The organism is Corynebacterium sp. P4-C1 (assembly GCF_030503595.1).
GTDB lineage: Bacteria > Actinomycetota > Actinomycetes > Mycobacteriales > Mycobacteriaceae > Corynebacterium.
On the sequence record NZ_CP129966.1, the window covers coordinates 961,869 to 987,827 of the forward strand.

Annotated in this window: 26 protein-coding genes; 7 read left to right on the forward strand and 19 right to left on the reverse strand. The window is 64.1% G+C overall.

Going from position 1 to position 25,959, the window contains the following annotated elements:
- Positions 1-3: 3 nt before the first annotated feature.
- The 6 genes from QYR03_RS04555 to QYR03_RS04580 all read right to left on the reverse strand — a co-directional run bounded on the left by QYR03_RS04555 (position 4) and on the right by QYR03_RS04580 (position 7,928).
- Complete coding sequence (locus QYR03_RS04555; protein ID WP_301713076.1) at positions 4-2,037, reverse strand: neutral/alkaline non-lysosomal ceramidase N-terminal domain-containing protein; 2,034 nt, start codon at positions 2,035-2,037, stop codon at positions 4-6.
- Positions 2,038-2,109: 72 nt separating this feature from the next.
- Positions 2,110-3,909, reverse strand: a complete 1,800-nt coding sequence (locus QYR03_RS04560; RefSeq protein ID WP_301713075.1) for an ABC-F family ATP-binding cassette domain-containing protein — start codon at positions 3,907-3,909, stop codon at positions 2,110-2,112.
- 13 nt (positions 3,910-3,922) lie between these two features.
- A complete protein-coding gene (locus QYR03_RS04565; protein WP_301713074.1) occupies positions 3,923-4,918 on the reverse strand; it encodes a 4-(cytidine 5'-diphospho)-2-C-methyl-D-erythritol kinase in 996 nt (331 codons plus the stop codon).
- The gene (gene rsmA, locus QYR03_RS04570; RefSeq protein WP_301713073.1) at positions 4,915-5,790 is read right to left on the reverse strand and encodes a 16S rRNA (adenine(1518)-N(6)/adenine(1519)-N(6))-dimethyltransferase RsmA; all 876 of its coding nucleotides are present in this window, start codon (positions 5,788-5,790) and stop codon (positions 4,915-4,917) included. The genes QYR03_RS04565 and rsmA overlap by 4 nt, the downstream gene beginning before the upstream one ends.
- Positions 5,791-5,801: 11 nt before the next feature.
- A complete protein-coding gene (locus tag QYR03_RS04575) occupies positions 5,802-6,926 on the reverse strand; it encodes a resuscitation-promoting factor (protein ID WP_259851549.1) in 1,125 nt (374 codons plus the stop codon).
- 165 nt (positions 6,927-7,091) lie between these two features.
- On the reverse strand, positions 7,092-7,928 hold the full coding sequence (locus QYR03_RS04580; protein WP_301713072.1) for a TatD family hydrolase: 837 nt from the start codon (positions 7,926-7,928) through the stop codon (positions 7,092-7,094).
- Between the two features lie 24 nt (positions 7,929-7,952).
- Between QYR03_RS04580 and QYR03_RS04585 the strand changes: the two genes are divergently transcribed.
- Together QYR03_RS04585 and QYR03_RS04590 are read left to right on the forward strand one after the other, a co-directional pair.
- On the forward strand, positions 7,953-8,345 hold the full coding sequence (locus tag QYR03_RS04585) for a DUF3806 domain-containing protein (protein ID WP_259851547.1): 393 nt from the start codon (positions 7,953-7,955) through the stop codon (positions 8,343-8,345).
- Between the two features lie 237 nt (positions 8,346-8,582).
- Positions 8,583-9,935 (forward strand): HNH endonuclease signature motif containing protein, encoded by a 1,353-nt coding sequence (locus tag QYR03_RS04590; RefSeq protein WP_301713071.1) that lies wholly within the window; start codon positions 8,583-8,585, stop codon positions 9,933-9,935.
- A gap of 7 nt (positions 9,936-9,942) precedes the next feature.
- Here QYR03_RS04590 and metG read toward each other — a convergent pair whose 3' ends face one another.
- The 3 genes from metG to rsmI form a co-directional block, all read right to left on the reverse strand.
- Positions 9,943-11,796 (reverse strand): methionine--tRNA ligase, encoded by a 1,854-nt coding sequence (metG, locus tag QYR03_RS04595; protein WP_301713070.1) that lies wholly within the window; start codon positions 11,794-11,796, stop codon positions 9,943-9,945.
- Between the two features lie 18 nt (positions 11,797-11,814).
- Positions 11,815-13,440: a BCCT family transporter gene (locus QYR03_RS04600; protein WP_301713123.1), complete on the reverse strand. Its 1,626-nt coding sequence runs from the start codon at positions 13,438-13,440 to the stop codon at positions 11,815-11,817.
- Between the two features lie 229 nt (positions 13,441-13,669).
- Positions 13,670-14,512, reverse strand: a complete 843-nt coding sequence (gene rsmI / locus QYR03_RS04605; RefSeq protein ID WP_301713069.1) for a 16S rRNA (cytidine(1402)-2'-O)-methyltransferase — start codon at positions 14,510-14,512, stop codon at positions 13,670-13,672.
- On the opposite strand from rsmI, the gene QYR03_RS04610 reads away from it, so the two are divergent.
- Complete coding sequence (locus QYR03_RS04610; protein WP_301713068.1) at positions 14,511-16,094, forward strand: dolichyl-phosphate-mannose--protein mannosyltransferase; 1,584 nt, start codon at positions 14,511-14,513, stop codon at positions 16,092-16,094. The genes rsmI and QYR03_RS04610 overlap by 2 nt on opposite strands.
- 18 nt (positions 16,095-16,112) lie before the next feature.
- On the opposite strand, the gene QYR03_RS04615 is transcribed toward QYR03_RS04610, so the two are convergent.
- Together QYR03_RS04615 and QYR03_RS04620 are read right to left on the reverse strand one after the other, a co-directional pair.
- Entirely contained in the window at positions 16,113-16,733 is a 621-nt protein-coding gene (locus tag QYR03_RS04615; RefSeq protein WP_301713067.1) for a zf-HC2 domain-containing protein, read from the reverse strand.
- The gene (locus QYR03_RS04620; protein ID WP_259851542.1) at positions 16,726-17,133 is read right to left on the reverse strand and encodes a DoxX family protein; all 408 of its coding nucleotides are present in this window, start codon (positions 17,131-17,133) and stop codon (positions 16,726-16,728) included. The genes QYR03_RS04615 and QYR03_RS04620 overlap by 8 nt, the downstream gene beginning before the upstream one ends.
- 54 nt (positions 17,134-17,187) lie before the next feature.
- Between QYR03_RS04620 and QYR03_RS04625 the strand changes: the two genes are divergently transcribed.
- Positions 17,188-17,613 carry a DNA-3-methyladenine glycosylase I gene (locus tag QYR03_RS04625; protein WP_301713066.1) on the forward strand — a complete coding sequence of 142 codons (426 nt, stop codon included), beginning with the start codon at positions 17,188-17,190 and terminating at the stop codon, positions 17,611-17,613.
- Here QYR03_RS04625 and QYR03_RS04630 read toward each other — a convergent pair.
- From QYR03_RS04630 to QYR03_RS04650, 5 genes are all read right to left on the reverse strand, one after another.
- Complete coding sequence (locus tag QYR03_RS04630) at positions 17,594-18,118, reverse strand: hotdog fold domain-containing protein (protein ID WP_301713065.1); 525 nt, start codon at positions 18,116-18,118, stop codon at positions 17,594-17,596. The genes QYR03_RS04625 and QYR03_RS04630 overlap by 20 nt on opposite strands.
- 46 nt (positions 18,119-18,164) lie before the next feature.
- Positions 18,165-19,202 (reverse strand): gephyrin-like molybdotransferase receptor GlpR, encoded by a 1,038-nt coding sequence (gene glpR / locus QYR03_RS04635; protein ID WP_301713064.1) that lies wholly within the window; start codon positions 19,200-19,202, stop codon positions 18,165-18,167.
- Between the two features lie 102 nt (positions 19,203-19,304).
- A complete protein-coding gene (locus tag QYR03_RS04640) occupies positions 19,305-19,958 on the reverse strand; it encodes a GNAT family N-acetyltransferase (protein ID WP_301713063.1) in 654 nt (217 codons plus the stop codon).
- Between the two features lie 2 nt (positions 19,959-19,960).
- Complete coding sequence (gene glp, locus QYR03_RS04645) at positions 19,961-21,220, reverse strand: gephyrin-like molybdotransferase Glp (protein WP_301713062.1); 1,260 nt, start codon at positions 21,218-21,220, stop codon at positions 19,961-19,963.
- A gap of 9 nt (positions 21,221-21,229) precedes the next feature.
- Positions 21,230-22,177 carry a UTP--glucose-1-phosphate uridylyltransferase gene (locus QYR03_RS04650; protein WP_301713061.1) on the reverse strand — a complete coding sequence of 316 codons (948 nt, stop codon included), beginning with the start codon at positions 22,175-22,177 and terminating at the stop codon, positions 21,230-21,232.
- Here QYR03_RS04650 and QYR03_RS04655 point away from each other — a divergent pair.
- The 3 genes from QYR03_RS04655 (at position 22,176) to mscL (ending at position 23,943) form a co-directional block, all read left to right on the forward strand.
- On the forward strand, positions 22,176-22,790 hold the full coding sequence (locus QYR03_RS04655; protein ID WP_301713060.1) for a 5-formyltetrahydrofolate cyclo-ligase: 615 nt from the start codon (positions 22,176-22,178) through the stop codon (positions 22,788-22,790). The two genes, QYR03_RS04650 and QYR03_RS04655, sit on opposite strands and share 2 nt — an antisense overlap.
- Before the next feature lie 3 nt (positions 22,791-22,793).
- The gene (locus QYR03_RS04660) at positions 22,794-23,417 is read left to right on the forward strand and encodes an SAF domain-containing protein (RefSeq protein WP_301713059.1); all 624 of its coding nucleotides are present in this window, start codon (positions 22,794-22,796) and stop codon (positions 23,415-23,417) included.
- A 115-nt stretch (positions 23,418-23,532) separates the two neighbouring features.
- The gene (gene mscL / locus QYR03_RS04665; RefSeq protein ID WP_301713058.1) at positions 23,533-23,943 is read left to right on the forward strand and encodes a large-conductance mechanosensitive channel protein MscL; all 411 of its coding nucleotides are present in this window, start codon (positions 23,533-23,535) and stop codon (positions 23,941-23,943) included.
- On the opposite strand, the gene QYR03_RS04670 is transcribed toward mscL, so the two are convergent.
- From QYR03_RS04670 to QYR03_RS04680, 3 genes are all read right to left on the reverse strand, one after another.
- Entirely contained in the window at positions 23,940-24,134 is a 195-nt protein-coding gene (locus tag QYR03_RS04670) for a hypothetical protein (protein ID WP_301713057.1), read from the reverse strand. The two genes, mscL and QYR03_RS04670, sit on opposite strands and share 4 nt — an antisense overlap.
- A gap of 10 nt (positions 24,135-24,144) precedes the next feature.
- A complete protein-coding gene (locus QYR03_RS04675) occupies positions 24,145-24,711 on the reverse strand; it encodes a molybdenum cofactor biosynthesis protein B (protein ID WP_259851531.1) in 567 nt (188 codons plus the stop codon).
- 63 nt (positions 24,712-24,774) lie between these two features.
- Positions 24,775-25,950 carry a S1C family serine protease gene (locus tag QYR03_RS04680; protein WP_301713122.1) on the reverse strand — a complete coding sequence of 392 codons (1,176 nt, stop codon included), beginning with the start codon at positions 25,948-25,950 and terminating at the stop codon, positions 24,775-24,777.
- Between the last annotated feature and the right edge of the window lie 9 nt (positions 25,951-25,959).

Here is a 25,959-nt window from a genome sequence, read left to right on the forward strand (position 1 = left end):
GAGCTAAACCACTCTCACTTCCGTGCTGCCGGTAAACGGGGTAAGCGAGCCGCCGATATCGCGGGACACGCCCTTCGCGCTCACGGTGTATGTGCCGGGCGAAACCCCATCGGTGTCCCATGAAATGCGGGCGTTGACCACGTCGGCGTTCTTCACGAATTCGATAATGGTGGACGAGTTGAAGTCGTCCGCGACGATCTTTCCTGCCCCGTCCGTGATGGTGTGGTAGCCGACCCCGCGGCGCAGATCCGAATTGGGGTTGGCAAACGAGAACGTCACTGACGCAGTATCCCCTGCTTTGACCTGTTCGGTCGCGGTGATCACGTCGCCGAAGCGCTTACCCCAGGCCGGCCGGTCGATTCCGGGCAGCCCCGACAGCGATGTCGGGATCCAGCCGGTCAGGTCGCCCGCAGGCGCACCTGGATCGACCCGGGACTCGTCACGCAGGGATACCGCCAGCCCGTCGTAGACCTGCACCATCGCGCACAGCTCGTGGCGTCCAAAGATAGTGGCGCCACCTTCGTAGTCCTGGTTGTCGTATTCCTCCGGCGTGGCCACATAGTGGGCGTACCCGCTGGTGTAGCCCTGGCACACGACGGTCTCCAACGGCACCCCGAGCACCTCGGCCACACGTTTGCGCATGCGGTAGCCGGCCATCGAGGTCGGCTCCATTGAGTTCGTGATGATGGTCAGGCCCGCAATTTGCGTGATGGAGAACATCAGCACCTGCTGGATCATGCCGTCGACGTAGCCCAGCGGCAGCAGCATCTCCTTTGCTCCGTGGATCTCCTTCCAGTCGTCGGGGACCGTGACATTATTCAGTTCTTTCACCCAAGGAGTGCCGCCCCGCTCCCCCTCGTTGAAGATGGGCACCTCCAAGCCGCCGCCGTCTTCCTGGCTGGACGCTGCGAAAGCCGCGCCGAGGATCGCCGGGCCTGTGCGCTGTTCTGTGCCGTCGGGCGTGAACTCTCCGCGGATCTTGATGTCCCTCATGTCCACCCACTGGTGTCGGTTCCTCACCCTCGCTCCACCGGTAGAGATATCCACCAGCCGCCCTTCGGTTGCGTCGATCTGCCGGTCGCCGAGGATCTGCGCGGACTTCGCCTCGTCCTCGTAGCCCGGCCCCGTTTTGGGCTCCAGCCCCGCATTCGGAGTGATATCGCCCTGGGGTGAAGCAGAGAAAGCAGCGACGAATGGCGGGTCCTCGACATCTCGGTGAATAACTCCGCGCTCCGTTTCCATGCGCCATGAGGGCCAGCCTTTATGGTCGCCGTCGATAAGCGTGTGCTCGTGGCCGAAGCTCGTGGCATGCAGGCCGTACCAGTTGATCAGGCCGACGTCCTTGCCGCCACGGCTGATACAAAGCGTCAAGCTTTCCGGGTTCACTCCGTTCGGAAACGCGCGGAGTTCTTCTGCCGGGTTGCGCTTGAACGCCTGGAACGAGCGGTTCGCGCCCGCGTCCTTCACTTCGCCGCGCACCAGGCGCAGGTTCGACGGCTGCTTGTCCGCGTGCGCTCTCTCGACAGCCTCGACGATCCCTTGGACTGTCGCTTCGAAAGTGACGGGGCGGAAGCCCAGCGTGGTCAGGTCCACCATGAGGTGGCCGGACGTGCCGCCGGGGCCGACGTGGGTGTGGGTGGCGGTGATGAACACGTTCGACTCGTTGTATTTGCCGTCAAATAACTCGCGCAGGCGGCGCAGCACTTCCAACTGAATCGACTGGAACATCAAGCCCATCTCCGCGATGACGAACACGCTGCTGGTGCCTTGGGCGTCCTCGAAGATGAAGGCGCGGGCGAACTGGCGGAAGCGGATCCCGGTCGTGGACTGCTTCATCACCGCATAGCCATTCATTCCTGCGCCCAGCGGCTCACCTGTCATGTCCGCCATACCGCGGCCGACAGTGAGCACGGCCTCCTGGCCCCTCGCCCGCGGCACCCCCATCGCCGCTGTCGCGGCGGCGAGTCCCGTCCCAGCCAAGAACGTGCGGCGCGCGAAATTGAATCCTTTTGTGACTGAGCTCACCATGTTCCCCATGGCGGAAACGGTACAGAGAACTCAGCTTTGTTTTTGGATTTTGAACTATTTTTCCCAAAAATCTAGTCCGGATCAGCCTTCCAGCCGTTCACCGAGGTCGAGCCACTCCAATTCGAGCTCCTCGCGCCGAGCGCGCAACTCCGCGACATGCCCTGTCTTCGCGCCGATCGCCTGGAAGTCAGGGGCTTCCTCCCCCGACATCGCGGTGATTTCCGCTTCGAGCGCGGCCGCTTCCTCGTCGAGCTTCTCCATCTTGCGGTCGAGGGACTTCATCTTCTTGGTCAGTTCACGCCGCTCCTGCCCGCTGAGTGCGTCCGCGGGCTTCTCCTTCGGCGCCGTGTCCCCGAGGTCGAGCACCCCGGAATCCTCCGACATAGCTTTCCTGCGCTCGAGATACTGCTCGATCCCGCCCGGCAAGTTCGTCAGAGCCCCGTCGCCGAACAACGCGTAGGTGACGTCGGCAATGCGCTCGATCAGGTAGCGGTCGTGCGAAATCACCACCAGCGTTCCCGGCCACGAGTCGAGCAGGTTCTCCAGTTCCTGGAGGGTGTCGATGTCGAGGTCGTTGGTCGGCTCGTCGAGAAGCAGCACATTCGGCTCGCTCATGAGCACGCGGGTCAGCTGCAGGCGGCGCCGCTCGCCCCCTGAGAGATCTCCCACCGGAGTTCGCTGCCGCTTCGAGGAGAATCCGAGGCGCTCTGCCAGTTGGGACGCGGACATCTCCTTCTTCCCCAGCGTGATGTAGGTGGCCACGTCTTCGACCGCGTCGATCACACGGCGCGACGGGTCGAGGTCGTCCAGCTCCTGACGCAGCCACCCGATCTTCGTTGTCTGCCCCTCGATCCGCTTTCCCGCGGCGAGCGGGTAGTCCCCGGCGATCGTGCGCAGCAGGGTCGTCTTACCGGAGCCGTTCACGCCGACGAGACCGATGCGCTCGCCCGGCGCGAGCCGCCACGTCAAGTGGTCGACGAGCGTGCGGCCGTCGGGGGATTCAATCCGCGCGTCCTCCAGCTCCACAACGACGCGGCCTTGGCGCTGCTTGGAGAACGCCATGAGTTCCACCGTGTCGCGCGGTGCCGGCACGTCGGCGATGAGGGCCTCCGCCGCCTCGATCCGGTAGCGCGGTTTCGATGTACGGGCGGGTGCTCCGCGCCGCAGCCACGCGAGCTCCTTGCGCGCGAGATTCTGACGGCGTTGCTCGATCGCGTCCGCCTGCCGGGCGCGCTCCGCACGGGCGAAGGTCCAGTCGTTGTAGCCGCCCTCGTACACGTCGACTTTTCCGTCATGGACCTCCCAGGTCAGAGTGGCGACGGTGTCGAGGAACCAGCGGTCGTGCGTGACAACCACGATGGCGACCTTGCGCTTGAGCAGGTGGTCGGCAAGCCACTGCACGCCTTCCACGTCCAGGTGGTTCGTCGGCTCGTCGAGCACGATCAAATCCAGGTCCTGCACGAGCGCCGCCGCGAGGTTCACCCGGCGCCGCTCACCGCCGGAGAGGTTCCCCACCGGAGTGTCCAGGCCCAGCTCCGCCACGCCCGTGCCCGCGAGCACTTCGCGCACCTTCGCGTTCGACGCCCATTCAAAGACTTCCAGACCGAGCGGCTCCACAACCGCCTGGCCGACAGTCACGTCGTCCGGGAGCGTGAATCGCTGCGTCACCACCGCCATGCGCAGCCCGTTCGTGTGGGAAACGCGCCCCTCGTCCGGCGGCTCGATGCCGGTGAGCACCTCCAGCAGCGTGGTCTTGCCGCCGCCGTTGAGCCCCACAACGCCGATACGGTCGCCGGTCTGCACACCAAGCGACACTCCATCCAGCAGGGTCTTCAGGCCCCACGTCTTGGACACATTTTCCAGGTTGATCAGGTTCGCCATGATGGGGGCCATTCTAGGGTCGGAGCAACGCCGCCCCGCCAACAGGTCCGTGCGCGACGAACGCTTCCACGCTCTCGGACGCAAGCTTATCGACGACAGCCCCCGCCCCCTCCTCGTCCGCGCACAGCGCCGCGACGGTCGGGCCTGAACCGGACACCATTGCGCGGATCGCGCCGGCATCCTCGGCATCATGAATGAGTTGCTGCAACGACGGCCGCAGCGCCAGTGCCGCAGCCTCTAGGTCGTTGTGCATGGCGGCCCCCACCAGCTGTGGGTCTCCGGAGACGAGTGCCCGCGACAGTGTGGTGGTGTCCATGTGCGGGACCATGGAGGCGTAGTTGAAGCGGAGATCGTCCAGCTTCTCAAACACCGCCTTCGTGGACAGGCCGACCTTCGGGTTCAGGAAAGCGAACCAGTATTTCCCCCGTCCCATCATGGGCACGAGTGAGTCCCCGCGGCCGGTTCCCAGCGCGATGCCGCCCATCTGAGCGAAGGGCACGTCCGCCCCAAGTGCCGGCACAAGATAGTTGAACAGCTCGTCGGGAAGCGGCCTGTCGTAGTGGGCGATGAGGGCCCGGATCGCCTCCACGGCCGCAGCAGCGTCCGCCGACCCGCCAGCCATGCCGCCGGCGACCGGCACCTTCTTGTCGATGTCCAGCCTCATAGGTGGCAGGTCCGGTTTGATGTCCTCCCGCGACATATCCTGCGCGAGAATGCCCATGTAGCCGGTGCAGATGGAATCCACGGCCTTCCACGCCAGGTTCTTCGACGTATCCAGGTCTTCGTCCGGTTCCTGCACGTGGTAGGTGGTGCGCATCTCTGTGATGAAGCTCAACGGGGACGCATCCGGGTGTTTTTCCACTTCACCCTGGAGAGTCGTCAACGTGACCGTCTCGGGCCGGTCCACCGCCATAAAAACGGTGGACAGGTCGTGGTAGCCGTCGCTGCGTACCTCTCCCACCCCGAGGTGTAGATTCACCTTGCCGTTCGCGCGTGCGGTGAATTTCATTTCTCGCTCACCCCGCTCCCTTTGCCCACTTCCGCCAGCCGCACGAAATCTTCGACTGCGAGCTTCTCGCCGCGCAGCTGCGGGTCAATACCCGCGGCACGCAACGCTTCCTCGGCGGCAGCACCTGAGCCGTAGATCCCGCTCAAGCAGGCGCGGAGGGTCTTGCGGCGCTGGGCGAATGCTGCGTCGATAAGCGAAAAAACGCGGTCGCGCAACGAGAGCGGCCAGCCTTTCTCGCGGATGTCGATACGCACGAGCCCCGATTCGATGTTGGGCGCAGGCCAAAAGACGTTCTTGCCGATGTTGCCTGCTTTACGCACGTCCCCGTAAAAGGCCGCTTTGACGCTGGGCACACCGTAGATTTTCGAGCCTGGCCCAGCCGCCAGACGGTCGGCTACCTCGAGCTGAACCATCACCAGCACGTGGCGGATGCCGGGGAATTCCTCGAGCAGGTGAAGCAAGACAGGAACAGCGACGTTATAGGGCAAATTCGCCACGAGTGCCGTCGGCTCCGGAATGTCCCCACGGGAGACTTTCAACGCGTCCGCGTTAAGCACATCGAGGTTGCCCGCCACCTCGGGCGCGAACTGCGCGACCGTCTCAGGCAGGCGCTGAGCTAAGCGCGAATCGATCTCCACGGCCGCGACACTGCAGCCCACTTCGAGCAGGCCGAGGGTGAGCGATCCCAGCCCCGGTCCAACCTCGAGGACGGTGTCTTCGCCGGAGATGTCCGCCGCCGCCACGATGCGGCGCACCGTGTTGGGGTCGTGGACGAAATTCTGACCCAGTTTCTTCGTCGGGGTGACCCCGAGCTCGTCAGCGAGGGCCCGGATCTCCACCGGGCCGAGCAACTGGATGTCGGGGCTTGTCATGCCCTTCGAGGTTAGCGGATTCCCAGGCTCGCGGTGCAGGCGGGCCATGCTCCCCAACCCTGGCTGGCCTGAACCTTCTTCGCGACATCGATCTGCTGCTCACGGGTAGCCATGTGGGCGCTCGGCGCGTACGCCGTGCCGCCGTAGGCCGCCCAGGTGGAAGCCGTGAACTGCAGGCCGCCGTAGAACCCGTTGCCGGTGTTGATTGCCCAATTACCGCCCGACTCGCACTGCGCGATGGAATCCCACACGGAACCATCTCCGACTGCCGGCGCGGAGGCCGATGCCTTCTTCCCGCGGGCGATCACAGCTGCGCGGCCCTTGCGTGACTCCACACTGTTGACGATCTCGTCGGACTCCACGTTGCCGTTGACCGTGACCACGCGGCGGGTCGTCTCCCGCTTGCCCTTCTCACCGGGCTCGCGGACTTTCTCTTCGCCCTCGGCGAGAGACTCATCATCGACGAAGCGCGGCTCGACATCGAATTCTTCGGTGGTGGTGCGCTCATCCACGTCGACACGGTCGATCGTGATGTCCATGTTTCCGGTCACCGGGGCATCCATGCCCGGGGAGACGCGGTCGTTCGAGTCTACTAGCACGCCGCGGGACCGGAGCAGTTCGGAGACCGTTTTCGCCGCGGCGGCGGTGTAGGTGGTCTTGCCTCCATCGTGAATGGCCACGATCTTCGGGGACGTCAGATCGATGGTCATGTTGTCGGTGAGGGGCTCGTCCTCCGCATACGCGTGCGCCGTGCCGCCAGCGCCCGGGATTTCCTTCAGGAAGTCGGACACAGTCAGCGCCGTGGTGGTGAATTCTTGCGCTTCGCCGCCGTCGATGGTCACGGCGACCGGCTTCGCGGTGCGGACGGTGACGGTGTCACCGGTGGCCAGCGCGTCGGACGGCGCCGGGTACACGAGGTCCTTGTCACCAACCTGGACGCCGGCTGCCTCGAGCGCCCCGCCGACGTTGCCTGCGAAGGTGGTCAGCTCGATGGGCTCACCGTTGACGTCCACGGTCACCGATTTCTGTGCGGCGACAGCAGTGGTGGCCCCGCCGATGGCGAGGGCGCCGACAGCCGTGGAGGCGATGACGGCGCGGGTGGTTGAAGTCTTGTTAATGCGACGATGGCGCGACATGAAGAGAATTCCTCACTGGGGAAGGGAATGAAGAACTCATGTAACAATACGGTAAAGATCGCTCGGAGACCAGAAATTCGTTGGGTCGGCAACCACAAACACCACATCCGCCACCACTGGCCCCTGTGCCACCGGCCACCAGCAACAACGCTAACGTGTGCTATGTCACACTCCGAAGATGCGCCCGAAGGTGGCGTTGACCTCCTGCGCGAGATCCTCCACTGCCATTCCCCGAGCTTCAGCCACCACTTTCGCGGTGTGCCCGATCAGGGACGGTTCGTTGCGCGCGCCGCGGAACGGTTCCGGCGTCATATAAGGCGCATCCGTCTCGATCAGCAGCTGGCCGACTGGGGCAAGTGCCGCAGCTTCGCGCAGCCCGTCGTTTCGCTTGAAGGTCACGTTCCCTGCGAAAGACAGGACGTAGCCGCGGTCGATGGCCTCGCGGGCGACGTCGACAGGCGAAGAAAAGCAGTGCAGCATGACATGTTCGGGACGCGGGGAATCAGCGAGAATCCGCATCATTTCCTCATCACCTTCGCGGTTGTGGATCATCAGCGCCTTGCCCGAATCAACGGCCAGTTGAATGTGCCAGCGGAATGCCTCCTCCTGCACGTCGAGCGGCGCAGTTCCCTCGGGATCATGCTTGATCCAGTAGGTGTCGATGCCGGTCTCCCCCACCGCCACGCACCGCTCGTCGGCCGCCATTTCCGTCAGCCGCTCACGCGCCGCCCCGTCCAGCTCGCCCGCCCGCGTCGGGTGGATCGCGCACGCCGCGAACACGCGCTCATCGAAGTGCGCGGCCTGCAACGCGAGCTCAGCTTCGTCGAGCCCGTCACCGACAGTGCAGAGCTTTTCGACGCCCGCATCCACCGCCCTGCGCACCATCTCCCCGACTTCAGCTTCGGTGCGGGCATTGGCTGAGGCGAGGTGCGTGTGGGCGTCGATAAGCCCGGCAATTCGCTCGGCCGGAACGGGCGTGGGACGCGGTTTCTTCTTCGACATGCGTTCCAGCCTATCCTCGGGCGCATGAAGTTCCACGACATCGATGCCGCCACCCGCTCCCAGCTCGACCGCGATCTGGCGGAAGCCGCCGTCGCAGGCATCAATGGCTCGCTCGACGACATCGTCGCCTCCTTCGAGGACACCTTGACCGATTATCTCGCCCTCGAACCCGACCTCCGCCGCGCCTATTCCCGCGGCGACGTCGCGCGCATGTACGGCACCGCGCTCGGCGACGCGTTCATCCGCGAGCACGGCTTCACCTGGCAACTGCTTATCGACGACTACGGCACCGACCTCGTCGTCACCTCCCCCGACCACGACATGTACACCGCTCCCCTGGTCGTCGTGGACGCCCGCTTCGAAGACGACGAACCAGGGAAGCTGACCGCCTTCATTAAGCAGTTCTTGGGGCGCTGACTTTCCCGCCCTTCCCACCTATCCCATCCTTCCTGGCGTTCGAAGCCGTTCTCTCACGACCTGGCATTTCGGACATGTTTTCGACACTTTGTTCGAATCTGGACGGATTTCCACAGGCTTGGTTCACCCCATGTGAAAGACTGTTCGCACGACTAGAAAACAAAGTCATAAGTCCATACGTCATTGAGGGGGAAGCAATGCAACTGCACATCACGGAAACGGGAAGGGTGGGGCCCGATGGAACCGTTCTTCGAAACTGAGAATCCGGACGACACCGACGCCATTCTGGGGATGGCGCTGAGGAAATCCCACCACGCGGTGTTCCGCCACTATGCCGAGGACGGTTTCTGCGGTTCCCACGACCACGACTTGGAAATGGCCCGCATGCGCACCGCCACCGGCATTCCTGTCAACGAGGTCAAGGCAGCTGTCTACGCTTACATGACGCTCGGCTCCTTGCCGCGCCTCAAACAGCTGCAGGAGGAAACTGCTCGCCTGGACCTCTCCCGGCTCAAAGCCATCGACCGCGCCGTGGGCATGCTCGGGCACGACATCGACCAGTCCATCCACGACATCATCGACGACATGCTCGTGGACCTGTTCACCCCGGACAAACCTCACCAGGAGCTGCCTAGCGCCCACAAGGTGACCAGTCGGCTGCACAAACTCATCGGCAGCATCGACTCGTCCGTCGCGCACGACAAGCGCAAGCCCAAGGCCCGCGAAAGCGCCGCCCCCGGCCAGTACGACCTCGCCTTTCACGACGGCATCGCTCACGGAACCTCCGGAATGACCCTGTCCGGAGACCACACCAGCATGGCCGCCATCAAGGAATTCATCCGGGAAGCCTCGAAGGAGCACGAAATCACCGAGGTGGAAGCCGTGGTGCAGCTCCTCACCGGCGCGATCACCCCACCGGCGAATGTGACCATTTTCGCCTACGCGCCGCTTGACGCAGACGGAACTCTCGATGAATCCGCATCTGCATTCATCCCCGGCTACGGCCACACCACCGCAGCCGGAACCGAGATGGTGCACAGCATGGGAACCACCGTCGTCGATATCCGCCCCGCGAAAGAGCACACCGTTGCTGGATACGTCCCGCCACCGTCGGTGCGCGCATACGTCCAGGGGCGCGACAGCACCTGCATCTACCCGGGGTGCGACCAGCCGGCGTGGAACTGCCAGCTCGACCACCGCATCCCGTACGAGGAAGGTGGACAGACCGCGGCGGCCAACCTGTTCTCCCTGTGCCAGCACCATCACAACTGCAAAACCGACCGCCGTGCGTTCTATGTGCCCGACCCGGTCACCGGCGACATTGTATGGCTTTTCGCGGACGGCACCTACGCGCTGGTGGACCCGGACGGAATCTTCGCCCGCCACACCACCCCGACGGCACCGCGGTGGAAATGCACGCTCGACGACATCCAGCGCCTCAAGCGCGACCGTGAGCAGTTCTTCGCCAAGGGTCACGCAATTCTGGACGCCTACGACATCGACGGCGACTACGAAGCGTGCGTCCCGGCCCTGATCGACCTGGAACGGGAATTCAGGCTCGACTTCCCTTTCTTCCCGGAGGTGAAGTGACCAGAAACTACTGCACCGGAGCCCACTCGGGGCCGGTCTCTCCAAGTTCCGGGTCGAGCTTGGCAATCAGCGGCTGCGGCTTCTCCAGCTTGGTGCCCGGCACCACATCGACGCGGGCCCACACTGCTTGCTGGGATGCGTAATCACCGGTGATCACCGGGTAAGTCTGGCCCTCTTCAGGCAAACCGACACCGACCAAATCGAGTTCTTCGTCATCGATGACCTCCTCAACCCGCGGGGACGCAGCCCAGATACCGTCGCGGCCGAGGGTTTCGTGAACCTTCTGCGCGGTGTGCGGGATGAACGGGGTCAGCAGGGCGTTGCAGTCCGAGACGACCTGGAGGGCAGTCCACAGGACAGTGGCCAGCCGCTCGCGCTGGGACTCGTCTTTGGCGAGCTTCCACGGCTCCTGGTCGGCGATGTACGCATTCGCTTCACCGACGACGTGCATAACCTTGGTGATGGCGGCCTTGAAGTGGGCGAGGCCGAGTTCTTTGCCAGCGGACTCGAAGGTCTGGGAGGCCAGATCGAGGATGGCGCGGTCGACGTCGAGAAGCTCACCGGGCTGCGGCACCTCGCCGAAGTTCTTGTGCGCCATGGACACGGTGCGGTTGACCAGGTTGCCCCAGCCGTTGGCGAGCTCGTTGTTCACGCGGCGGACAAACTCGTCCCAGGTGAAGTCCGTGTCGTTGTTCTCCGGGCCGGCGACGGCGATGAAATACCTCAGCGGATCAGGGCCGAACTCGGCAAGGAAATCCTTGACGTAGATGACCACGCCCTTGGACGACGAGAACTTCGAACCCGACATCGTGAGGAACTCCGAGGAAACGACCCCCGTCGGCAGGTTGAGCTCGCCGAGCTCGTGGACCTCGCCGCCCTTCGATCCCTTGCCGGCGTAACCGAGGAGCTCGCCCGGCCAGATCTGGGAGTGGAACGTGATGTTGTCCTTGCCCATGAAGTAGAAGCCCGGGGTTTGCGGATCCTGCCAGAACTGCTTCCACGCGTCGGGGTTGCCGGTCCTCGCCGCCCACTCGATGGAGGAGGACAGGTAGCCGATGACGGCGTCGAACCAGACGTAGAGCTTCTTGCCCGGGTCGTTCTCCCAGCCCTCGACGGGCACCGGAATGCCCCAGTCGATGTCGCGTGTCATGGAGCGGGGACGCATGTCCTCCAGCAGGTTCAGGGAGAATTTGAGCACGTTCGGGCGCCAGTCTTGGCGGGCCTCGAGCCACTGCTTCAAGGCGTCGTGAAGCGAAGGCAGGTCGAGCATGAAATGCTCGGTCTCGATGAACTCCGGGGTCTCCCCGTTGATCTTGGACACCGGGTTGATCAGGTCGACCGGGTCGAGCTGATTGCCGCAGTTGTCGCACTGGTCGCCGCGGGCATCGTCGGCGCCGCACAGCGGGCAGGTGCCCTCGATGTAGCGGTCCGGCAGGGTGCGGCCGGTCGACGGGGAGATCGCGCCCTGGGTGACCTCCTTGATCATGTAGCCGTTGGCGTACAGGCCCTTGAACAAGTCCTGCACCACCGCGTAGTGGTTGCGCGTGGTGGTGCGGGTGAACAAGTCGTACGACAGGCCGAGTCCCGCAAGGTCCTCGACGATCTGGCGGTTGTAGCGGTCAGCGAGCTCCTTGACCGTCACGCCTTCCTTATCCGCCTGGACCAGAAGTGGCGTGCCGTGCTCGTCGGTGCCGGATACCATGAGCACGTTGTTCCCCAGCATGCGCTGGTAGCGCGCGAACACATCGGAAGGGACACCGAAGCCGGCGACGTGGCCGATGTGGCGCGGCCCGTTCGCATAGGGCCACGCCACGCACACGAGGACATTTTCGGAGGTGGAGTTGTTCGGGGAGACAGTCATACGCCCCAGCATAAGTGACTACTGCTCAGTGCCGAACATGCGCTGACGTTTACGGGCCTTGGCGAGCGCATCGCGGTGCATACGGCGCTCGATGGCCAGCTGGTGATTGAAGCGCTGCTGTTCCTTCAGGTCCAGGTAGATGGTGTCGTTGCTGACATCCTTGACGATTGCGAACATCAGCAGAATAAGGATTAAAAGGAACGGTGTCGCGGCAGCGATGGTGACGCTCTGCAGAGAATTCAGGGCATCGTCACCACCGGCGATGAGCAGGGTCAAGCCGACAGCTGCGGTGGCCAGGCCCCACATACCGGTGAGCAACGGCTTCGCGTCGGTCTTGCCGTTCTGAGACAGCGAGCCCATCACAGTCGAGGCGGAATCCGCCGAGGTGATGAAAAAGGTGCCCAGCAGAATCAGGGCGACAATACCCATGAGGAAGCCGCCCGGCAGGTTGTGCAGCAGGTTGAACAGCTGCTCCTCAGAGGTGCCTTCGCCGTAGATGGATTCGCCGTTCTGCTCCATGTGGATGGCGGTGCCGCCAAAGATGCAGAACCATATGGTGGACAGGCCAGCTGGGACGAGGGTCACGCCGAGGCAGAACTCACGGATTGTGCGGCCGCGGGAGATACGGGCCAGGAAGCTGCCCACGAACGGGGACCAGGAGATCCACCATGCCCAGTAGAAGATGGTCCAGCCGCCCAGCCACTCCCCTGCTTCAGTGTCCGCGGACTCGGCAGTGCGGGAGGCCATGAGGAAGAACTGGTCCAAGTACGAAGCGACCGCGGTGGGCAGCAGGTTGAGCTGCGTCAGGGTCGGGCCGAACACGAAGACGAAGATGGCGAGCACTGCCGCGACAATGAGGTTGAAATTGGACACCCACTGGATGCCCTTGCCCACACCGGACATTGCCGACAGCAGGAAAGCGAGCGTCAGAACACTCACGATTCCGACGGTGAGCATCGTCGACGGCGAATCGACGACGCCGGACGCCTCCAGGCCGGTGGAGATCTGCAGGGCGCCGAGCCCCAGGGAACACGCGGTGCCGAAGATGGTGGCGAAGATGGCGAGGCCGTCGATGAGCTTGCCCAGCCAACCAGCGGCCCGCTTCTCGCCGATCAACGGGATGAACGCGCTGGAGAGCAGCTGCTTACGTCCCAGACGGAACGTGGAGTAGGCGATGGCGAGACCGATGATCGCGTAGACGGACCACGGGTGGAGGGTCCAGTGGAACATCGTCTGCGCCATCGACGTGCCGACGGAATCCGCGCTATCCATACCTGGAATGCCGTCACGGTAGAAGTTGAGCGGCTCAGACGCACCAAAGAACATCAGGCCGATACCCATGCCGGCAGCGAACATCATGGCGATCCACGACATGGTGCTGAACTCCGGCTGCTCGTCGGTGGCTCCCAGCCGGACCTTGCCGAACTTGGACAGCGCGATCACGAGGATGAACACCACGAAGACGCTGCCGAAGAAGACGTACGCCCAACCGAGGTTCTCGATGACCCAGCTGAACGACGCGTCGGAGAATGCGCTGAAGCTCTCTTTCGCGGCAAGGCCCCAGACCACGATGGCGACGACGACCGCAGCGAGCGGAGCGACAATCGTCCAATCGATTTTCAGGTTCTCGTCCTCCGAGGCCATCTCCACGGCATCTTCAGGGGAGGCGATTGCTTGCTGTTGACCGTCTTTCCTCGCGTCGAGGAGGTCCTGGAGTTCAGCGGTTGCCGTACGGTCGCGCTTAATGGGGTCCTCGGTGTGAGGAGTCGCATCGGGGTCGTGCGGGTCTTTGATCATCTCTTCACTGCTCATTGGGTTCCTTTCTCACGCCAATGACCGTAACGAAGATGTGCACAGCGTGCACAATTGCTGACTAGGAACTGCGAGAGGCTATGTAGGCGTCATAAAGCTCGCCCGATTTGATGCCCGCGCTTTTCGCGACCTCCTTGACCGCGTCTTTCGCGCGCATGCCGTCATCGACGCGCTGCTGCACGAGCGCAAGGACGTCTTCCGGCTCCGCGGTATCAGTGCCACCGTCGATCACTACCGTGACCTCGCCTTTCACACCGCCTTTCGACCATTCGGCGAGTTCGGCGAGCGTACCCCGCTTGACCTCCTCGAATGTCTTGGTCAGCTCGCGGCACACCGCCGCCTGGCGGTCGCCGAGTATCCGGGCGGCTTCCGCCAGCGTGGTCTCAATGCGGTGCGGGGACTCGAAGAAGCACACGGCGCGTTTCTCGTTCCTCAGGGATTGCAGCCAGGCCTTCCGCGCGCCGGGCTTGCGGGGAGCGAAGCCGTCGAAGATGAACTGTCCGACGCCGAGACCGGACAGGGCGAGAGCCGTGGTCACTGCGGAGGGCCCAGGCAGGCAGGTCACGGGGATCTGCGCGGCGTGGGCCGCCGCGACGAGGGAGTGCCCCGGGTCGGAGACCAACGGCATCCCAGCGTCGGTGACGATGAGGACGGTTGAGCGGCGGGCGGCGTCGATAAGCTCAGCTACGCGTTTGTCCTCGTTGTGGTCGAAATTGGAGACGACCTTGCCGCGGATCTCCACGTCGAGGGCTGTTGCGAGATTGCGCGTGCGGCGGGTGTCTTCGGCGGCGATCACGTCGGCGTTCTCGAGCGCGTACTTCAGGCGCGGGGACGCGTCACCGATATTGCCAAGCGGAGTCGCCGCGAGCACGACCCCGCGGGACGGCAGTGAATCCGTTTCCATGCCCCCAAGCTTTGCACACCCACCCGCTAAGATCATTGCCGTGAGTTCGACAGTGGCTACCGGCATTCCCTTCGGCATCAGCAAACCTGAACCAACGGCCCCCGTGACGGTGCCGTGGTCGAAGCGGGATACGGTCGCCACACTCGTCATCGGAATCCTCGCCCTGTTCACCCGCTTCGTCGGGCTGACATCCGCGCATTCGAGCGACACCCCGGTCTTCGACGAGAAGCACTACGTCCCGCAGGCGTGGGATATCGCCCGGTCCTGGTTCAATCCGGTGCTCGGCGGCATCGAGTCGAATCCTGGCTACGGCCTCGTCGTGCACCCTCCCCTGGCGAAGAGAATCGAGGCGCTCGGGGAGATGGTCTTTGGCTACACGCCGCTCGGCTGGCGGTTCATGGCGGCCCTCTTCGGATCCGCCGTCGTCGTGTTCACGATGCTCCTCGCGCGGCGATTGTCCCAGTCAACGATGATCGCCCTTTTCGCGGGCACAATCGCGCTTTGCGACGGAGTGTTGCTGGTCATCGGCCGCTTCGGCATGCTCGACGTGTTCATCCTCCTGTTCATCGTCATGGCCGCCTGGACCTTGGCCGGCGACATGCGCGATGTGCATCAGCGCTTCCACGACGCCTACGTGGAGGGCGAGATTAATCCCCGCCTGGGCTTCCGCTGGTGGCGCTTCGCCACCGGCGTGCTGCTCGGATGCGCGCTGGCCGTGAAATGGTCCGGGCTGTACTACATCGCATTCTTCGGACTATTGTCGTCCTTTTACGACCTGTGGCTGCGGCACCGATACGGGGTGAAGAACCCGGTCCGGGAAACCCTGCTCAAGGATGTCCCTTCGGCTCTCGCGTCGATCGTCCTCATTCCAGCTGTGCTCTACGTGTGGTCGTGGCGCGCGTGGTTCGCGTCCGAAACTGCTGTATACCGCCACGCGCTTTCCGACGGCACCATTGCCAACTCCGACTGGCCCGGGCTGGCCAAACTGCCCGAGGCACTCGCCGGCTGGTTCTACTACCACCTCTCGGTGCTGAGATTCCACTCCGAGCTGACGTCGTCGTCGGGCCATTCCCACCCCTGGGACTCCAAGCCGTGGTCGTGGCTGGTGGCTTCCCGCCCGATCCTCTACTTCTCCGCCAACGGTGATGATTCCCGCCGGATGATCTACCTCTTCGGCACTCCCGCCATCTGGTGGTTGACGGTGCCCGTCCTGCTGTGGGCCGTCTGGGCCTGGGTGACGCGCAAAGACCGTCGGGTCATTCTTCCATTGGTCGGCTTCGCCGCCGGTTTTCTTCCTTGGTTAGCCGCCTTCGACCGACAGATGTATTTCTTCTACGCCGCCCCCCTCGCGCCGTTCACGATCGTGCTGCTCGCCCTCGCGCTCGGTGAGCTCTCCAAACGTGGCACATACCTCGAGCGGGTGGGCAAGTACGTCGGCCCCATCACTTCAGGGCAGCTCGGCGTGGTTGTCTACCTCGCCGTCGTGATCGGAATGTTCTTGTACTTCTCCCCGATCCTCTACGGGTTCTCGATCCCGGAAAGCTACTACAACCAGCTGATGTGGCTGCCGAGCTGGAAATAAGCCAAATATTCCGGAAATCTAGATCGGCCGCGCGTTGAGCACGCGGAGCGGGTTACCGTAATCCACGGCCCACATCGCCACAAGAACGGCACAGGTGAACAGGAGCGTCAGGAGCGGTGCCCACTGTGCGGTGCCGCCGGTCACTGCCTCAAGAACCACAAAGCCGAAGCTGAAGCCGAACATCGCTCCGACGATCAAGAGCACGCCGGGGATCTGCGACGGCTTCCAGCTGACGAAGAGCAGGGCCGACGCGATGCCCACGCGCACCGACGCCGCGCCCAGCACCAAATCCGTCATCTCGGTGGACAGCAGGCGGCCCGCCCACACGATGTAGACGACCGCCAGCAGCACCAGCAGCACACGACACATGGTCATGAGCAGCACACGGCGGGCCGAAACACGGTGGAATTCGGATTCGACACCGGCGTAGATGACCTCCGAGAGATCCTCCGGCGGAGACATCGAGCTGTCTGCTCGCGTGCCGTTGAGCGTGCGCGACAGCTCCAAAGATTGCTCCCAGTAGCGGCGGCACTCCGGGCACTCGGCGAGGTGCGCGTCCACCACATCGTTTGCGAGTCCGGTCTCTTCACCGTCGATGCGTGCCGACAGGGCAGCCTGCACGTCACTGTGGTCAACCATCGACGAGCACCTTATCCAGGCTCACCCGGCCCGACCCGAAGACGACGACCAGCCCCAGAACGACGGCGAGCACCAGCGGATATTCGAAGCCGCCTCGGTCGGCGAAGAAGCCGGCGTCGATATGCATGAAGTACCCGGCGGCGAGCACCATCAGTGCGAGGACACCCGCGACGATGGTGGTGAGCAAGCCGATGATCAGCATCGCCCCACCGACGAGCTCGACGGAGCCGGTGAGGTACGCCGCCAATTGCGGCTGCGGCACTCCCGCCTGGTCGAATTGCTCGGCGGTCTGGCGCATACCGTGTCCGATCCAGTGCTGGTAGCCGTGGGCGATGAACACAACGCCGAGCACAAGCCGCGCCACGAGCAGGGCGAAATCGCGGAGGGCGGGGCTATTCATGTGTTAAAGACTACAACGTGGAACCTTTGGGCGGTGGAGACAGTCAAAGTAGGTATGACGACACTTTTACTTGACGACGACACGCACGCCTTCGAACTGCTCGCCCTCGAAGTATTTCTCCCAGGGCTGTCCTGGGAGTTGATAGAGAAGAAACGTGGCGCCCTCAAAGACGCCTTCGCCGGTTTCGACCCACACCGTGTGGCAGCCTTCGAGGATGAAGACGTCGAGACCCTCCTGAAGAATCCGGCCATCATCCGCAACCGGCACAAGATCAACGCCGTGATCACCAACGCCCGCGCGGCGGTGGCGATGTGGGAGCGCGGTGAATCGCTGGGCGGGCTCATCGCGTCCTTCGCCGACGGATTCACCCCCGGCGACGAGCTGCAGCTCACCGCCGAATTGCGGACTTACGGCTTCGTCTTCATCGGGCCCACGACGATGAAGGGGATGATGGAGATGGTTATTTCTTCTTCGCAGTGATCCAGACGTCGATCTCCGCGGTGATCGGCTCCACTCCGGCATCGTCGACAATCTCGCAGTCGATGGTGACCAGACGGCCGCCTGTTTCGCGGGTGATCTCGGAGAAGTCCGGGAAGTCCGCCGTGGCGGTAATAGTCAGGCCGCCGGTGGACTTCGCCGGATAATCCGCGCGCATTCCTCGGGGGATCCAGCGGTGCGTGTCCGGCACGGACACCTCGCACAACAGACCCATCGCGGCTTCCGCACCGTTCAGGCCGGCAATGACGTGGAAAGTGCCGATATGGTTCTGCACGCCCCACCACTTGCCCAGGCGCACCACGCAGCGTCCCGGCTCAGCGAGCTGAACGCGCGGCATGACGGTGCGGAAATACGGCGCCTTGACGGAGTAGAAAGCAGAGAAGATCAGCCGCTTGAGCTTCGTGTCGCTGAACTTCTCCCACAGCTGGGCGGACTTGCCAGGGTCAGTGTTCACCTGTTGTGTGTGAGTAGAAAAAGAGGTCGTCATACCTGGTGATGTTACCGGCTACAACGACCTCATATTGGCGGAAAAACTAAGCGATTTCGCGCATCCGCTCCGTTTCCTGGCGGGGTGCGGTGTAGACCGGCAGGTTCGCGAAGTCGGCGCTCTCGTCGTCGACCTCCACGACGACTGCCCCCGGGCGTCGCATGTGCGGCGGAACCGGCGCATCCTCAGCGGACGACACAACGCCCAGACGTGCGCGACGCAACTGGCGCACGCGGCGGGCACGGAGCGCACGCTCCTTTTTCACAGTCGTGCGCAGTGCCGTCAGGAACCATGCCAGCAGTCCCGCAGCCGCGGCCGGGGCCGCCCATGCCCAGCCGCCGGACACGATCGCGAAGACGAAGCTCACACCGAACAGGATGACAAGGCCGAGCAGCGTGCGCTGGCGACGGCGGAAACGGTCCTCACGCACCCGTTTCGCTTTCTCCGGATCCCAGCCGCCGCGGCCGCGGCGCGCACGCGCGAACTCGAGCTCGTCCTCCGTCGGCTCCGGGGAATCGGAGACGGTGTCTTCCTCGTGTGCAGCTTCGGACTCGTCGCTCGTGCCTGTGTCTGTGGCAGTTTCAGTCTCGAGCTCGGTGACGGTGGTGTAGCCGTAGTCCTCCGGGGAGAGGTACGACTCGTCGAGCTCGTAATCGGAAGCAGTTTCGGGGGCAGATTCAGAGGCGGTTTCAGCGTCTGTTTCTGTCTCTGTGTCTGTTTCTGTTTCTGTCCCTGTTTCTGCCTCTGGCTCTTCGAGTTCGACGACTTCGCCGTCGACGGACTCTTTGCGGGTGAAGAGCTTCTTCAGGGAGGTGGAGCCGGAGGTGTCGTCGATAAGCACTGCCTCGTCGGCCTCAACGACCTCGTAGCCGTCTTCCTCGTCGAAGCTGTGGATGTCCGCCTTAGTCACGCGCGGGCGACGACGACCCTGCAGGGGTGCAGCTCCCTCGTGCAGGACGCGGGTCTCGTCATAACCTTCGCCGGAGCGCCGAATCGGCTTCGAGTCCCCCATCACCATCGGGGCGAGAACAATCGCCCACACCACCACGATGAGGACGATGATCAGGCTCAGGCTGCCGGACATGTGCCACGACCTTTCTGCTTTCCGGGCAAGATTTCCAGGCTGACATTATCCACTCTCGATCAGGCGGTGACCGACCCACGCCGCGAAAACCCGGGGCAATTTCTAGATCCAGCAGCGGCCCCGGGTCGCGAGCCGTTCCACGGCGGATCCAGGCAGGTCGTCGATGTTCTGCGCGACGAAATGGTGGTCGCGCCACGCACCGTCGATATGCAGGTTCTGGTGCAAATAGCCCTCCTCGCGGAAACCAGAATTCGCGAGGACCTTGCCCGAAGCCGGGTTGTCCGGCAGATAGGTCGCCGTGACGCGGTGCAGACCGATCCTGGCGAAAGCGTGGTCGACCCCGAGCGCGCAGGCGACGGTGGCGATGCCGCGCCCCGAATAGCGGGAATAGACCCAGTAGCCGATCCAGCACTCCCCGATCGCGCCGTGCTGGATGTTGCCGAGGGTAACTTGGCCGATGAAACGGCCGTCCAGCTCAATCGCGAGCGGGACGATGATGCCGTCCTGGGCGAACTTCCGCAGGTTCTGCCAGTTCACACGCCACGCCGCCGGTGAGTGAGCCTCCTCCCACGTGCCCGGCACGGTGGGCTCCACAGGACGCAACACAGCCTCGTCCCGGATGCGCATGCGCGACCAGTCTTTCCCGTCGCGGGAATTGAGCGGACGCAAGCGCACAGTGGAAACGCCGGGGATGTGGACGGTCGGGGACGCTTCGGGCCAACCCGGGTGGCTCGCCCGTCCGAAGAAACTGAACATGTCTAGGCCCGCTGCTGGAGGAAGAGAACATCCACGATATCGCCTGGACGGACCTCTGAGACATCGGCGGGAATCCGGATGATCGCGTTGGCCTCCGCAAGCCCCGCCAGCAGGTGGGCCGGGCTTCCGGACACGCCGCCCATACCGTCGACGAGGTAGTCGTGGGTCTCCGCGTCGCGCATCAGGCGGGCGCGGATAAAACCGAGGCGGCCAGGAATGGACTCGATGCGGCCCAAGGCACGCGCCTTGACGGTGCGGCGGGTGGGCACGCGCTTGCCCAGGGATGTCCGGATCGCCGGACGGATGAGTGCCTCGAAAATGACGAGCGCGCTCACCGGATTCGACGGCAACAGGAAAACAGGGATACGGTCCTCCCCGATCAGGCCGAAGCCCTGGGCGGAACCCGGGTGCATTGCCACACGCGTGGTGTCGATGTCGCCCAGCTCCCCCAGCGCATCCTGGATCGGCTTGGCGCTCGACCCGCCGACGGCGCCGGTCATGACCATGAATTCACTCTTCTGCGCCTGGACCGCGAGCTGCTCTTTGAGGCGGCGCGGCTCGGCGTTGATGATACCCACGCGGTTCACTTCCGCGCCCGCGTCCTTCGCGGCGGAGGCGACAGCATAGGAGCTGACATCGAAGACTTGGCCCAGGCCCGGCTTCCGGTCGATGTCGACCAGCTCCAGGCCGTAGGACATGACGGTCACCCGGGGACGCGGGTAGACGAGGACTTTGTCGCGGCCGGTGGCGGCGAGCAGCCCGATCTGGGCCGGGCCGAGCACAGCGCCGGAACGCACCGCGATATCGCCGGGCTGGATGTCATCGCCCTCCCGGCGGATGAAGTCACCGGAGCGCACAGGGCGGTGCGGGGTGACGCGCTTGCGGCCGCGGTCTGACCACTCGAGGGGCAGCACTGCGTCGGCGAGCGTGGGCAGCGGGGCACCCGTGGCCACGCGCACTGCCTGGCGCGGTTGGAGGCGCAAAGGCTTCTGGGATCCGGCAGCGACCTCGCCCACCACGGGAAGAGAGGCCTCCGGGGCAGGAGCGTCCTCCTTCTGACCGAGGCTCTTACCGCCGCCGACGTCGACCGCGCGGACTGCGTAGCCATCGACGGCCGCCTGGGAAAAACCAGGCAGGGGCGCATTCGCCTGCACCTCTTCGGCGCACATCAGGCCGAGTGCATCGGTGATGCCGATGCGGATCGGCTCAGGCGTCATCGTCGCATCGATGATCATGGCGAGGTGGTCGTCGACACTGCGCATGGTCCCCTCCTACCGAATGTCCGGGCTCTCCGCCTCGAAGTCTGCCACGATCTGCTTGATCGCCTTGTACAGAGCCGGGCCGTACTTCTCGTGGTGCAGGCCGAAGTCGACGTTCGCGGGAATATAGCCCGCCGGGTTGCCCAGGTCGTGGCGCTTCCCGTCGTGAACGACCACGTGGACCGGGTGCCCCTCGCTGATCATCAACTCGATCGCGTCGGTGAGCTGAAGCTCGCCGCCCTTGCCCGGGGTGATGCGCCGCAAAGCGTCGAAAATCCCGCGGTCGAGCAGGTAGCGGCCGGTGGCCACGAAGTTTGAGGGAGCGTCGGCCGGGTCTGGCTTCTCCACCATGCCCACCACACGCTTGACGCGGTCGGCGTCTAGACCGGAATCGGCGTCGACTTCACGGACATCGAAAACGCCGTAGTTGAACACCTCGTCCGGCCTCACCCCGAAGGCGCACAGCACGGAACCGCCGAGCTTCGCGCGCACATCCGCCATCTTCTCCATCACACCGGTGGGCAGCACCAAGTCGTCGGGAAGCATGACGGCGACGACATCCTCATCGTCGTCGAGAATCGACTCCGCGCAGCCCACTGCATGTCCGAGGCCGAGCGGTTCTTCCTGCACCACGGCTTCCGCGGCGATGATCTCAGCGGCGCGGGAGACCTTTTTCGCCTGCTCTTCCTTACCGCGCAACAGCAACGTGGAGCGCAGGTGCTCGAAGTCGCCGAAATGCTCCATGACCTCGCCTTTACCCGGCGCGGTCACGATCGCGAGGCGCTGTGCGCCGGCCTGCGCCGCCTCCTCGGCGATCAGCTCGATCCCCGGTGTGTCCACCACGGGGAGCAGCTCCTTCGGAACAGTCTTAGTCGCCGGCAGGAACCGGGTGCCCATGCCGGCGGCCGGCACGACGACAGTTTTCACGCGCGAGTGCGGGCTCTGGTCGGAATTCTGCATGAATGAGCAGTTTACCTACAATGATGGCGTGTTCGGTGTAGGCCACTCCGCGAAAGAAGCAATCCGCGCAACGACGCGCAGGCAGCGTGCGACAATGGAACATTCGCTTATCGACGTCACCCTGACTGACCATCTCCTCGACTGGCTCGGCCCCACCTCCCGTGTGGCCGCGTACTCCCCCCTCCCGGGCGAACCGGGCGGTGTGGAACTCGTCGCCGCGTTGGCGGCGAAGCACGATCTCTGGCTGCCCATCACTCCTAAAGAGGGGGATCTGCGCTGGGGGCGTTTCGTAGGCGAACTCCATGAAGGAGCTCATTTCGGCATCGGGGAACCGGAGGGGCCCGGGGAGGCGTCGTTAAGCATGCTTTCGTGCGATGCCGTGATCGTGCCCGCCCTCGCTGTGGACCGCCACGGCGTCCGTCTGGGGCAGGGTGCGGGCTATTACGACCGCGCCCTCGACGGCGTGAAATGCCCCGTTGTGGCGCTGGTTTACGACTCGGAGGTCTACGACGAACTTCCCTGTGAGCCGCACGACCAGCCTGTCGATGCGGCAGTGACGCAATCGGGGTTCATGTGGTTGGGAACCGGACGGGGCGGTGCGGCAGTCCAATAAGGCATGGGTCTTATTGATGATGCCGCTGATTTCCTCCGCACCCCCGGCTACCGCCGGTCCGTTGCGCTGCGCCGGGGAGCCGCCGCTGTGCTCGTGGCCGGCGCGGCGGTGAGCGCGCTCCTCAGCCGGGCGAATGCCGATCCCGGCGTCGTTGTTTTCGCCCGCGATGTGCATCCCGGCGATGTCGTCGAGGCGGGCGATCTCGCCGTGCGCTCCCTGCCCGAGGAATTCACGCCGCCGTCCGCCGTAGCGTCGGTTGAGGCTGCGGAAGGCCAGGTCATCGCTTCGCATGCATCCTCCGGTGAGGTGGTCACCTCCACACGGCTGCTGGGGCCGGATCTCGTCGGCGCACTGGTCGGCGACGATGCTGAGGCGTACACGATGGTGCCCGTTAAACTCGCTGACCCCGACATCATCCCGATGCTGCACCACGGGGCCCGCGTCTCCGTTGTCACCGCCGGCGACGGCACCCCGCAGACAGTAGCTGAATCCGGCACAGTCGTGATCGCCGGAGCTCCGGGAGAGGAGGACAGCTCCAGCGTCCTGCTCCTGCTCCGCCACTCCGATGCCGCCACCGTCGCCGCCGCATCTCTCACTTCACCTTTGGCGGTGGTGCTGGGTGTCTAAGGCTGAGAGTCCCCGTGGATATTTCCGCAAACTTAGGCCTCCGATAACGGTGTTCTAGGAGTCTCTGTAGTAGCTTCTGTCGGGCCAGATCCTTTAGACCCCAGGAGGGACCCCCATGCTCAAGGGCTTCAAAGACTTCATCATGCGCGGCAACGTCATCGACCTCGCTGTCGGTGTCGTGATCGGTGCCGCATTCACCGCTATCGTCACCGCGTTCACCGACAACATCATCAACCCGCTAATCAACTCCGTGGGCGGCGCCGACTTCTCCTTCGGCTTCAAGATCATCTCCGGCGACGAGTCCACCTTCATTGACTTTGGCGCTCTCGTCACCGCCATCATCAACTTCCTGCTGATCGCAGCTGTCGTCTACTTCCTCATCGTCGCCCCGATGAACAAGCTCGACGAGCAGCAGAAGCTCCGCAAGGGCATTGACCCAAAGGCGACCGACCCGACCGAGCAGGAGCTCCTCACCGAGATCCGCGACCTGCTCGCCGGCGGCAACAACCCGCAGATCAAGCACTAGCCTCCGTGGTGTGGCGGCCGTTCCTCTTCGTAATCGGCAGCCTCACTCGACTCTGATCCGGGCAGCGAATCATCAAACTCGACGATGCGCTCGGCATCACCAGCGGACCGTCCACGATCAGGACGGTCCGCTTTTCTGTCGTAATCGGCATCGGAGATGCGCTTCACCCGGCGCCGCGCGCGCTGTGCCATCGCGTTTCTTCTACTGGACGCTGTACTTGCGCAGCTCGCTGATCAAGTGGGCGACGAGCGGAGCGATCGTGGACATGCCGTCCCGAATCGCGGCGCGCGATGGTGCGAGATTGACCACGACGGTAGAACCGGAAACACCGCAGATTCCGCGCGACGTGCAGGCGTCGACTGCGCCGCAGGACTGGCCGGAGGCGCGGACCGCCTGGCCCACACCTGGGACGAGCTGGTCGATGACCGCGCGTGTGGCCTCCGGAGCTTTGTCGCGGGGACCCACGCCCGTCCCCCCGACCGTGACCACCAGGTCGACTCCGCCCACGACCGCGGTCTCGATGACCTTACGGATCTCGGACTTCTTCGACTTCACGCTGACCACGCCGTCGACTTTGTAGCCCATCTCCTGGAGCAGCTCGAAGACCAGCTGGTCGGTCCCTTCGGCGATGGCGCCGTTGCGCTTGTGGTCGCTGATCAGCACCGCGAGAGCGCACGGTTGCGCCGGTAGTTCCACCTCCGCCTCAGCGGCGAGCAGGAAGGCCTCGTCGGGCTCTTTGAGGTCTAGCGCGTCGAGAGTGTTAGACATGGTCGGGGCTCCTCATGGGCTTCGCGGGGTCGTGCTTCTCAGCTATTCAGCTACTTAGTGAATCTACTCGGAACTTAGAGTCACCTCCACCGTTCTGGACTCCTTTGAATCCTTATTATGGGCTTCGATCTTCACGGTCTCGCCGAAATCGAAGGAGCGGGTTGCCGCGACGAGGGCGTCAGAGGACTCAATCGGACGGTCGTTGATGCGGGTGACGACATCGCCGGCCTTGAGCCCTCCCTTTTCAGCGGGGCTGCCCGGCTGCACGTTACTGACCAATGCACCACCGGTGGTGTGGCGGATGTCCACCTCCACGCCCATCATCGGCTGGTGAGCCTTTCCCTCGTTGATGAGCTGGTCAGCCACGCGGCGCGCGAAATTCGAGGGAATGGCGAAGCCCAAGCCGATCGAGCCCGCTTCACCGGATTCCCCCTGGGACAAAGACGCGATCACAGAATTCATGCCGATCAGGTGGCCATTCATGTCCACCAACGGTCCACCGGAGTTACCCGGGTTGATTGCCGCGTCGGTCTGGATGCCGTCCATCAAGGAGCTCTCCCCGCCGCCCTGGGCAGCACGGACCGGGCGGTTGAGGGCGGAAACGATACCGGTGGTGACCGTGGCGGACAGCCCCAACGGGGAACCGATGGCGACGATGGACTGGCCTACAGCGAGACTGTCCGAATCGCCGAACTGGATCGTCGGCAGATCCTTCACGTCCTCAATCTGGATCACGGCGATGTCGGTGTTGACGTCGGAGGCGATGAATTTCGCGGAGTGCTTGGTGCCGTCGTTGAGCGTGACCTGCATCTGCGCGCCGCCTTCAGCGGCCTCGGCGACAACGTGGTGGTTCGTGAGCACCATGCCGTCGGAGCTGATGATGGAGCCGGAGCCTTCCGCCCCGCCCTGGCGGGTCGCGACCTCGATGGACACCACTGCGGGGAGGACCGACTCGGCGACCTTTTCCACTGACCCGTCGGGAGCAGGCTCGCGCTGCGTCTTCACCGGAGCGTCGAGGGAGTTTTCGTTGCTGCTGGCGCCGATACCAGAGCTCTGCGACGACTCGTCCTTACCGGAGACCAGTGTGCCGCCGAGGGCACCTCCGCCGATCCCTGCGACGAGGCCGGTGACGAGAGCTATCGCGAAGGCAGTGCCTGCCCCCACTCCCTTTTTCTTTTGGCGGACGGGCGTTTGCTGGACAGGAGCAGGTTGCTGCTCACCGTAGGGCGGCGGGGCCATGGGGCCGCC

Excerpts from the sequence above, each read along its gene's own strand:
- QYR03_RS04625 (WP_301713066.1), top strand. The coding sequence starts at position 17,188 with ATGACGACACTTTTACTTGACGACGACACGCACGCCTTCGAACTGCTC.
- QYR03_RS04675 (WP_259851531.1), bottom strand. The coding sequence starts at position 24,711 with ATGTCTAACACTCTCGACGCGCTAGACCTCAAAGAGCCCGACGAGGCC.
- QYR03_RS04580 (WP_301713072.1), bottom strand. The coding sequence starts at position 7,928 with ATGTCGAAGAAGAAACCGCGTCCCACGCCCGTTCCGGCCGAGCGAATT.
- QYR03_RS04660 (WP_301713059.1), top strand. The coding sequence starts at position 22,794 with ATGGGTCTTATTGATGATGCCGCTGATTTCCTCCGCACCCCCGGCTAC.
- rsmI (WP_301713069.1), bottom strand. The coding sequence starts at position 14,512 with ATGGAAACGGATTCACTGCCGTCCCGCGGGGTCGTGCTCGCGGCGACT.
- QYR03_RS04555 (WP_301713076.1), bottom strand. The coding sequence starts at position 2,037 with ATGGGGAACATGGTGAGCTCAGTCACAAAAGGATTCAATTTCGCGCGC.
- QYR03_RS04610 (WP_301713068.1), top strand. The coding sequence starts at position 14,511 with ATGCCCCCAAGCTTTGCACACCCACCCGCTAAGATCATTGCCGTGAGT.
- QYR03_RS04600 (WP_301713123.1), bottom strand. The coding sequence starts at position 13,440 with ATGGCCTCGGAGGACGAGAACCTGAAAATCGATTGGACGATTGTCGCT.
- metG (WP_301713070.1), bottom strand. The coding sequence starts at position 11,796 with ATGACTGTCTCCCCGAACAACTCCACCTCCGAAAATGTCCTCGTGTGC.
- QYR03_RS04655 (WP_301713060.1), top strand. The coding sequence starts at position 22,176 with ATGAATGAGCAGTTTACCTACAATGATGGCGTGTTCGGTGTAGGCCAC.
- QYR03_RS04585 (WP_259851547.1), top strand. The coding sequence starts at position 7,953 with ATGAAGTTCCACGACATCGATGCCGCCACCCGCTCCCAGCTCGACCGC.
- mscL (WP_301713058.1), top strand. The coding sequence starts at position 23,533 with ATGCTCAAGGGCTTCAAAGACTTCATCATGCGCGGCAACGTCATCGAC.
- QYR03_RS04630 (WP_301713065.1), bottom strand. The coding sequence starts at position 18,118 with ATGACGACCTCTTTTTCTACTCACACACAACAGGTGAACACTGACCCT.
- QYR03_RS04615 (WP_301713067.1), bottom strand. The coding sequence starts at position 16,733 with ATGGTTGACCACAGTGACGTGCAGGCTGCCCTGTCGGCACGCATCGAC.
- glpR (WP_301713064.1), bottom strand. The coding sequence starts at position 19,202 with ATGTCCGGCAGCCTGAGCCTGATCATCGTCCTCATCGTGGTGGTGTGG.
- QYR03_RS04590 (WP_301713071.1), top strand. The coding sequence starts at position 8,583 with ATGGAACCGTTCTTCGAAACTGAGAATCCGGACGACACCGACGCCATT.
- QYR03_RS04640 (WP_301713063.1), bottom strand. The coding sequence starts at position 19,958 with ATGTTCAGTTTCTTCGGACGGGCGAGCCACCCGGGTTGGCCCGAAGCG.
- QYR03_RS04575 (WP_259851549.1), bottom strand. The coding sequence starts at position 6,926 with ATGTCGCGCCATCGTCGCATTAACAAGACTTCAACCACCCGCGCCGTC.
- QYR03_RS04680 (WP_301713122.1), bottom strand. The coding sequence starts at position 25,950 with ATGGCCCCGCCGCCCTACGGTGAGCAGCAACCTGCTCCTGTCCAGCAA.
- glp (WP_301713062.1), bottom strand. The coding sequence starts at position 21,220 with ATGCGCAGTGTCGACGACCACCTCGCCATGATCATCGATGCGACGATG.
- QYR03_RS04560 (WP_301713075.1), bottom strand. The coding sequence starts at position 3,909 with ATGGCGAACCTGATCAACCTGGAAAATGTGTCCAAGACGTGGGGCCTG.
- QYR03_RS04670 (WP_301713057.1), bottom strand. The coding sequence starts at position 24,134 with ATGGCACAGCGCGCGCGGCGCCGGGTGAAGCGCATCTCCGATGCCGAT.
- QYR03_RS04650 (WP_301713061.1), bottom strand. The coding sequence starts at position 22,177 with ATGCAGAATTCCGACCAGAGCCCGCACTCGCGCGTGAAAACTGTCGTC.
- QYR03_RS04620 (WP_259851542.1), bottom strand. The coding sequence starts at position 17,133 with ATGAATAGCCCCGCCCTCCGCGATTTCGCCCTGCTCGTGGCGCGGCTT.
- rsmA (WP_301713073.1), bottom strand. The coding sequence starts at position 5,790 with ATGACAAGCCCCGACATCCAGTTGCTCGGCCCGGTGGAGATCCGGGCC.
- QYR03_RS04565 (WP_301713074.1), bottom strand. The coding sequence starts at position 4,918 with ATGAAATTCACCGCACGCGCGAACGGCAAGGTGAATCTACACCTCGGG.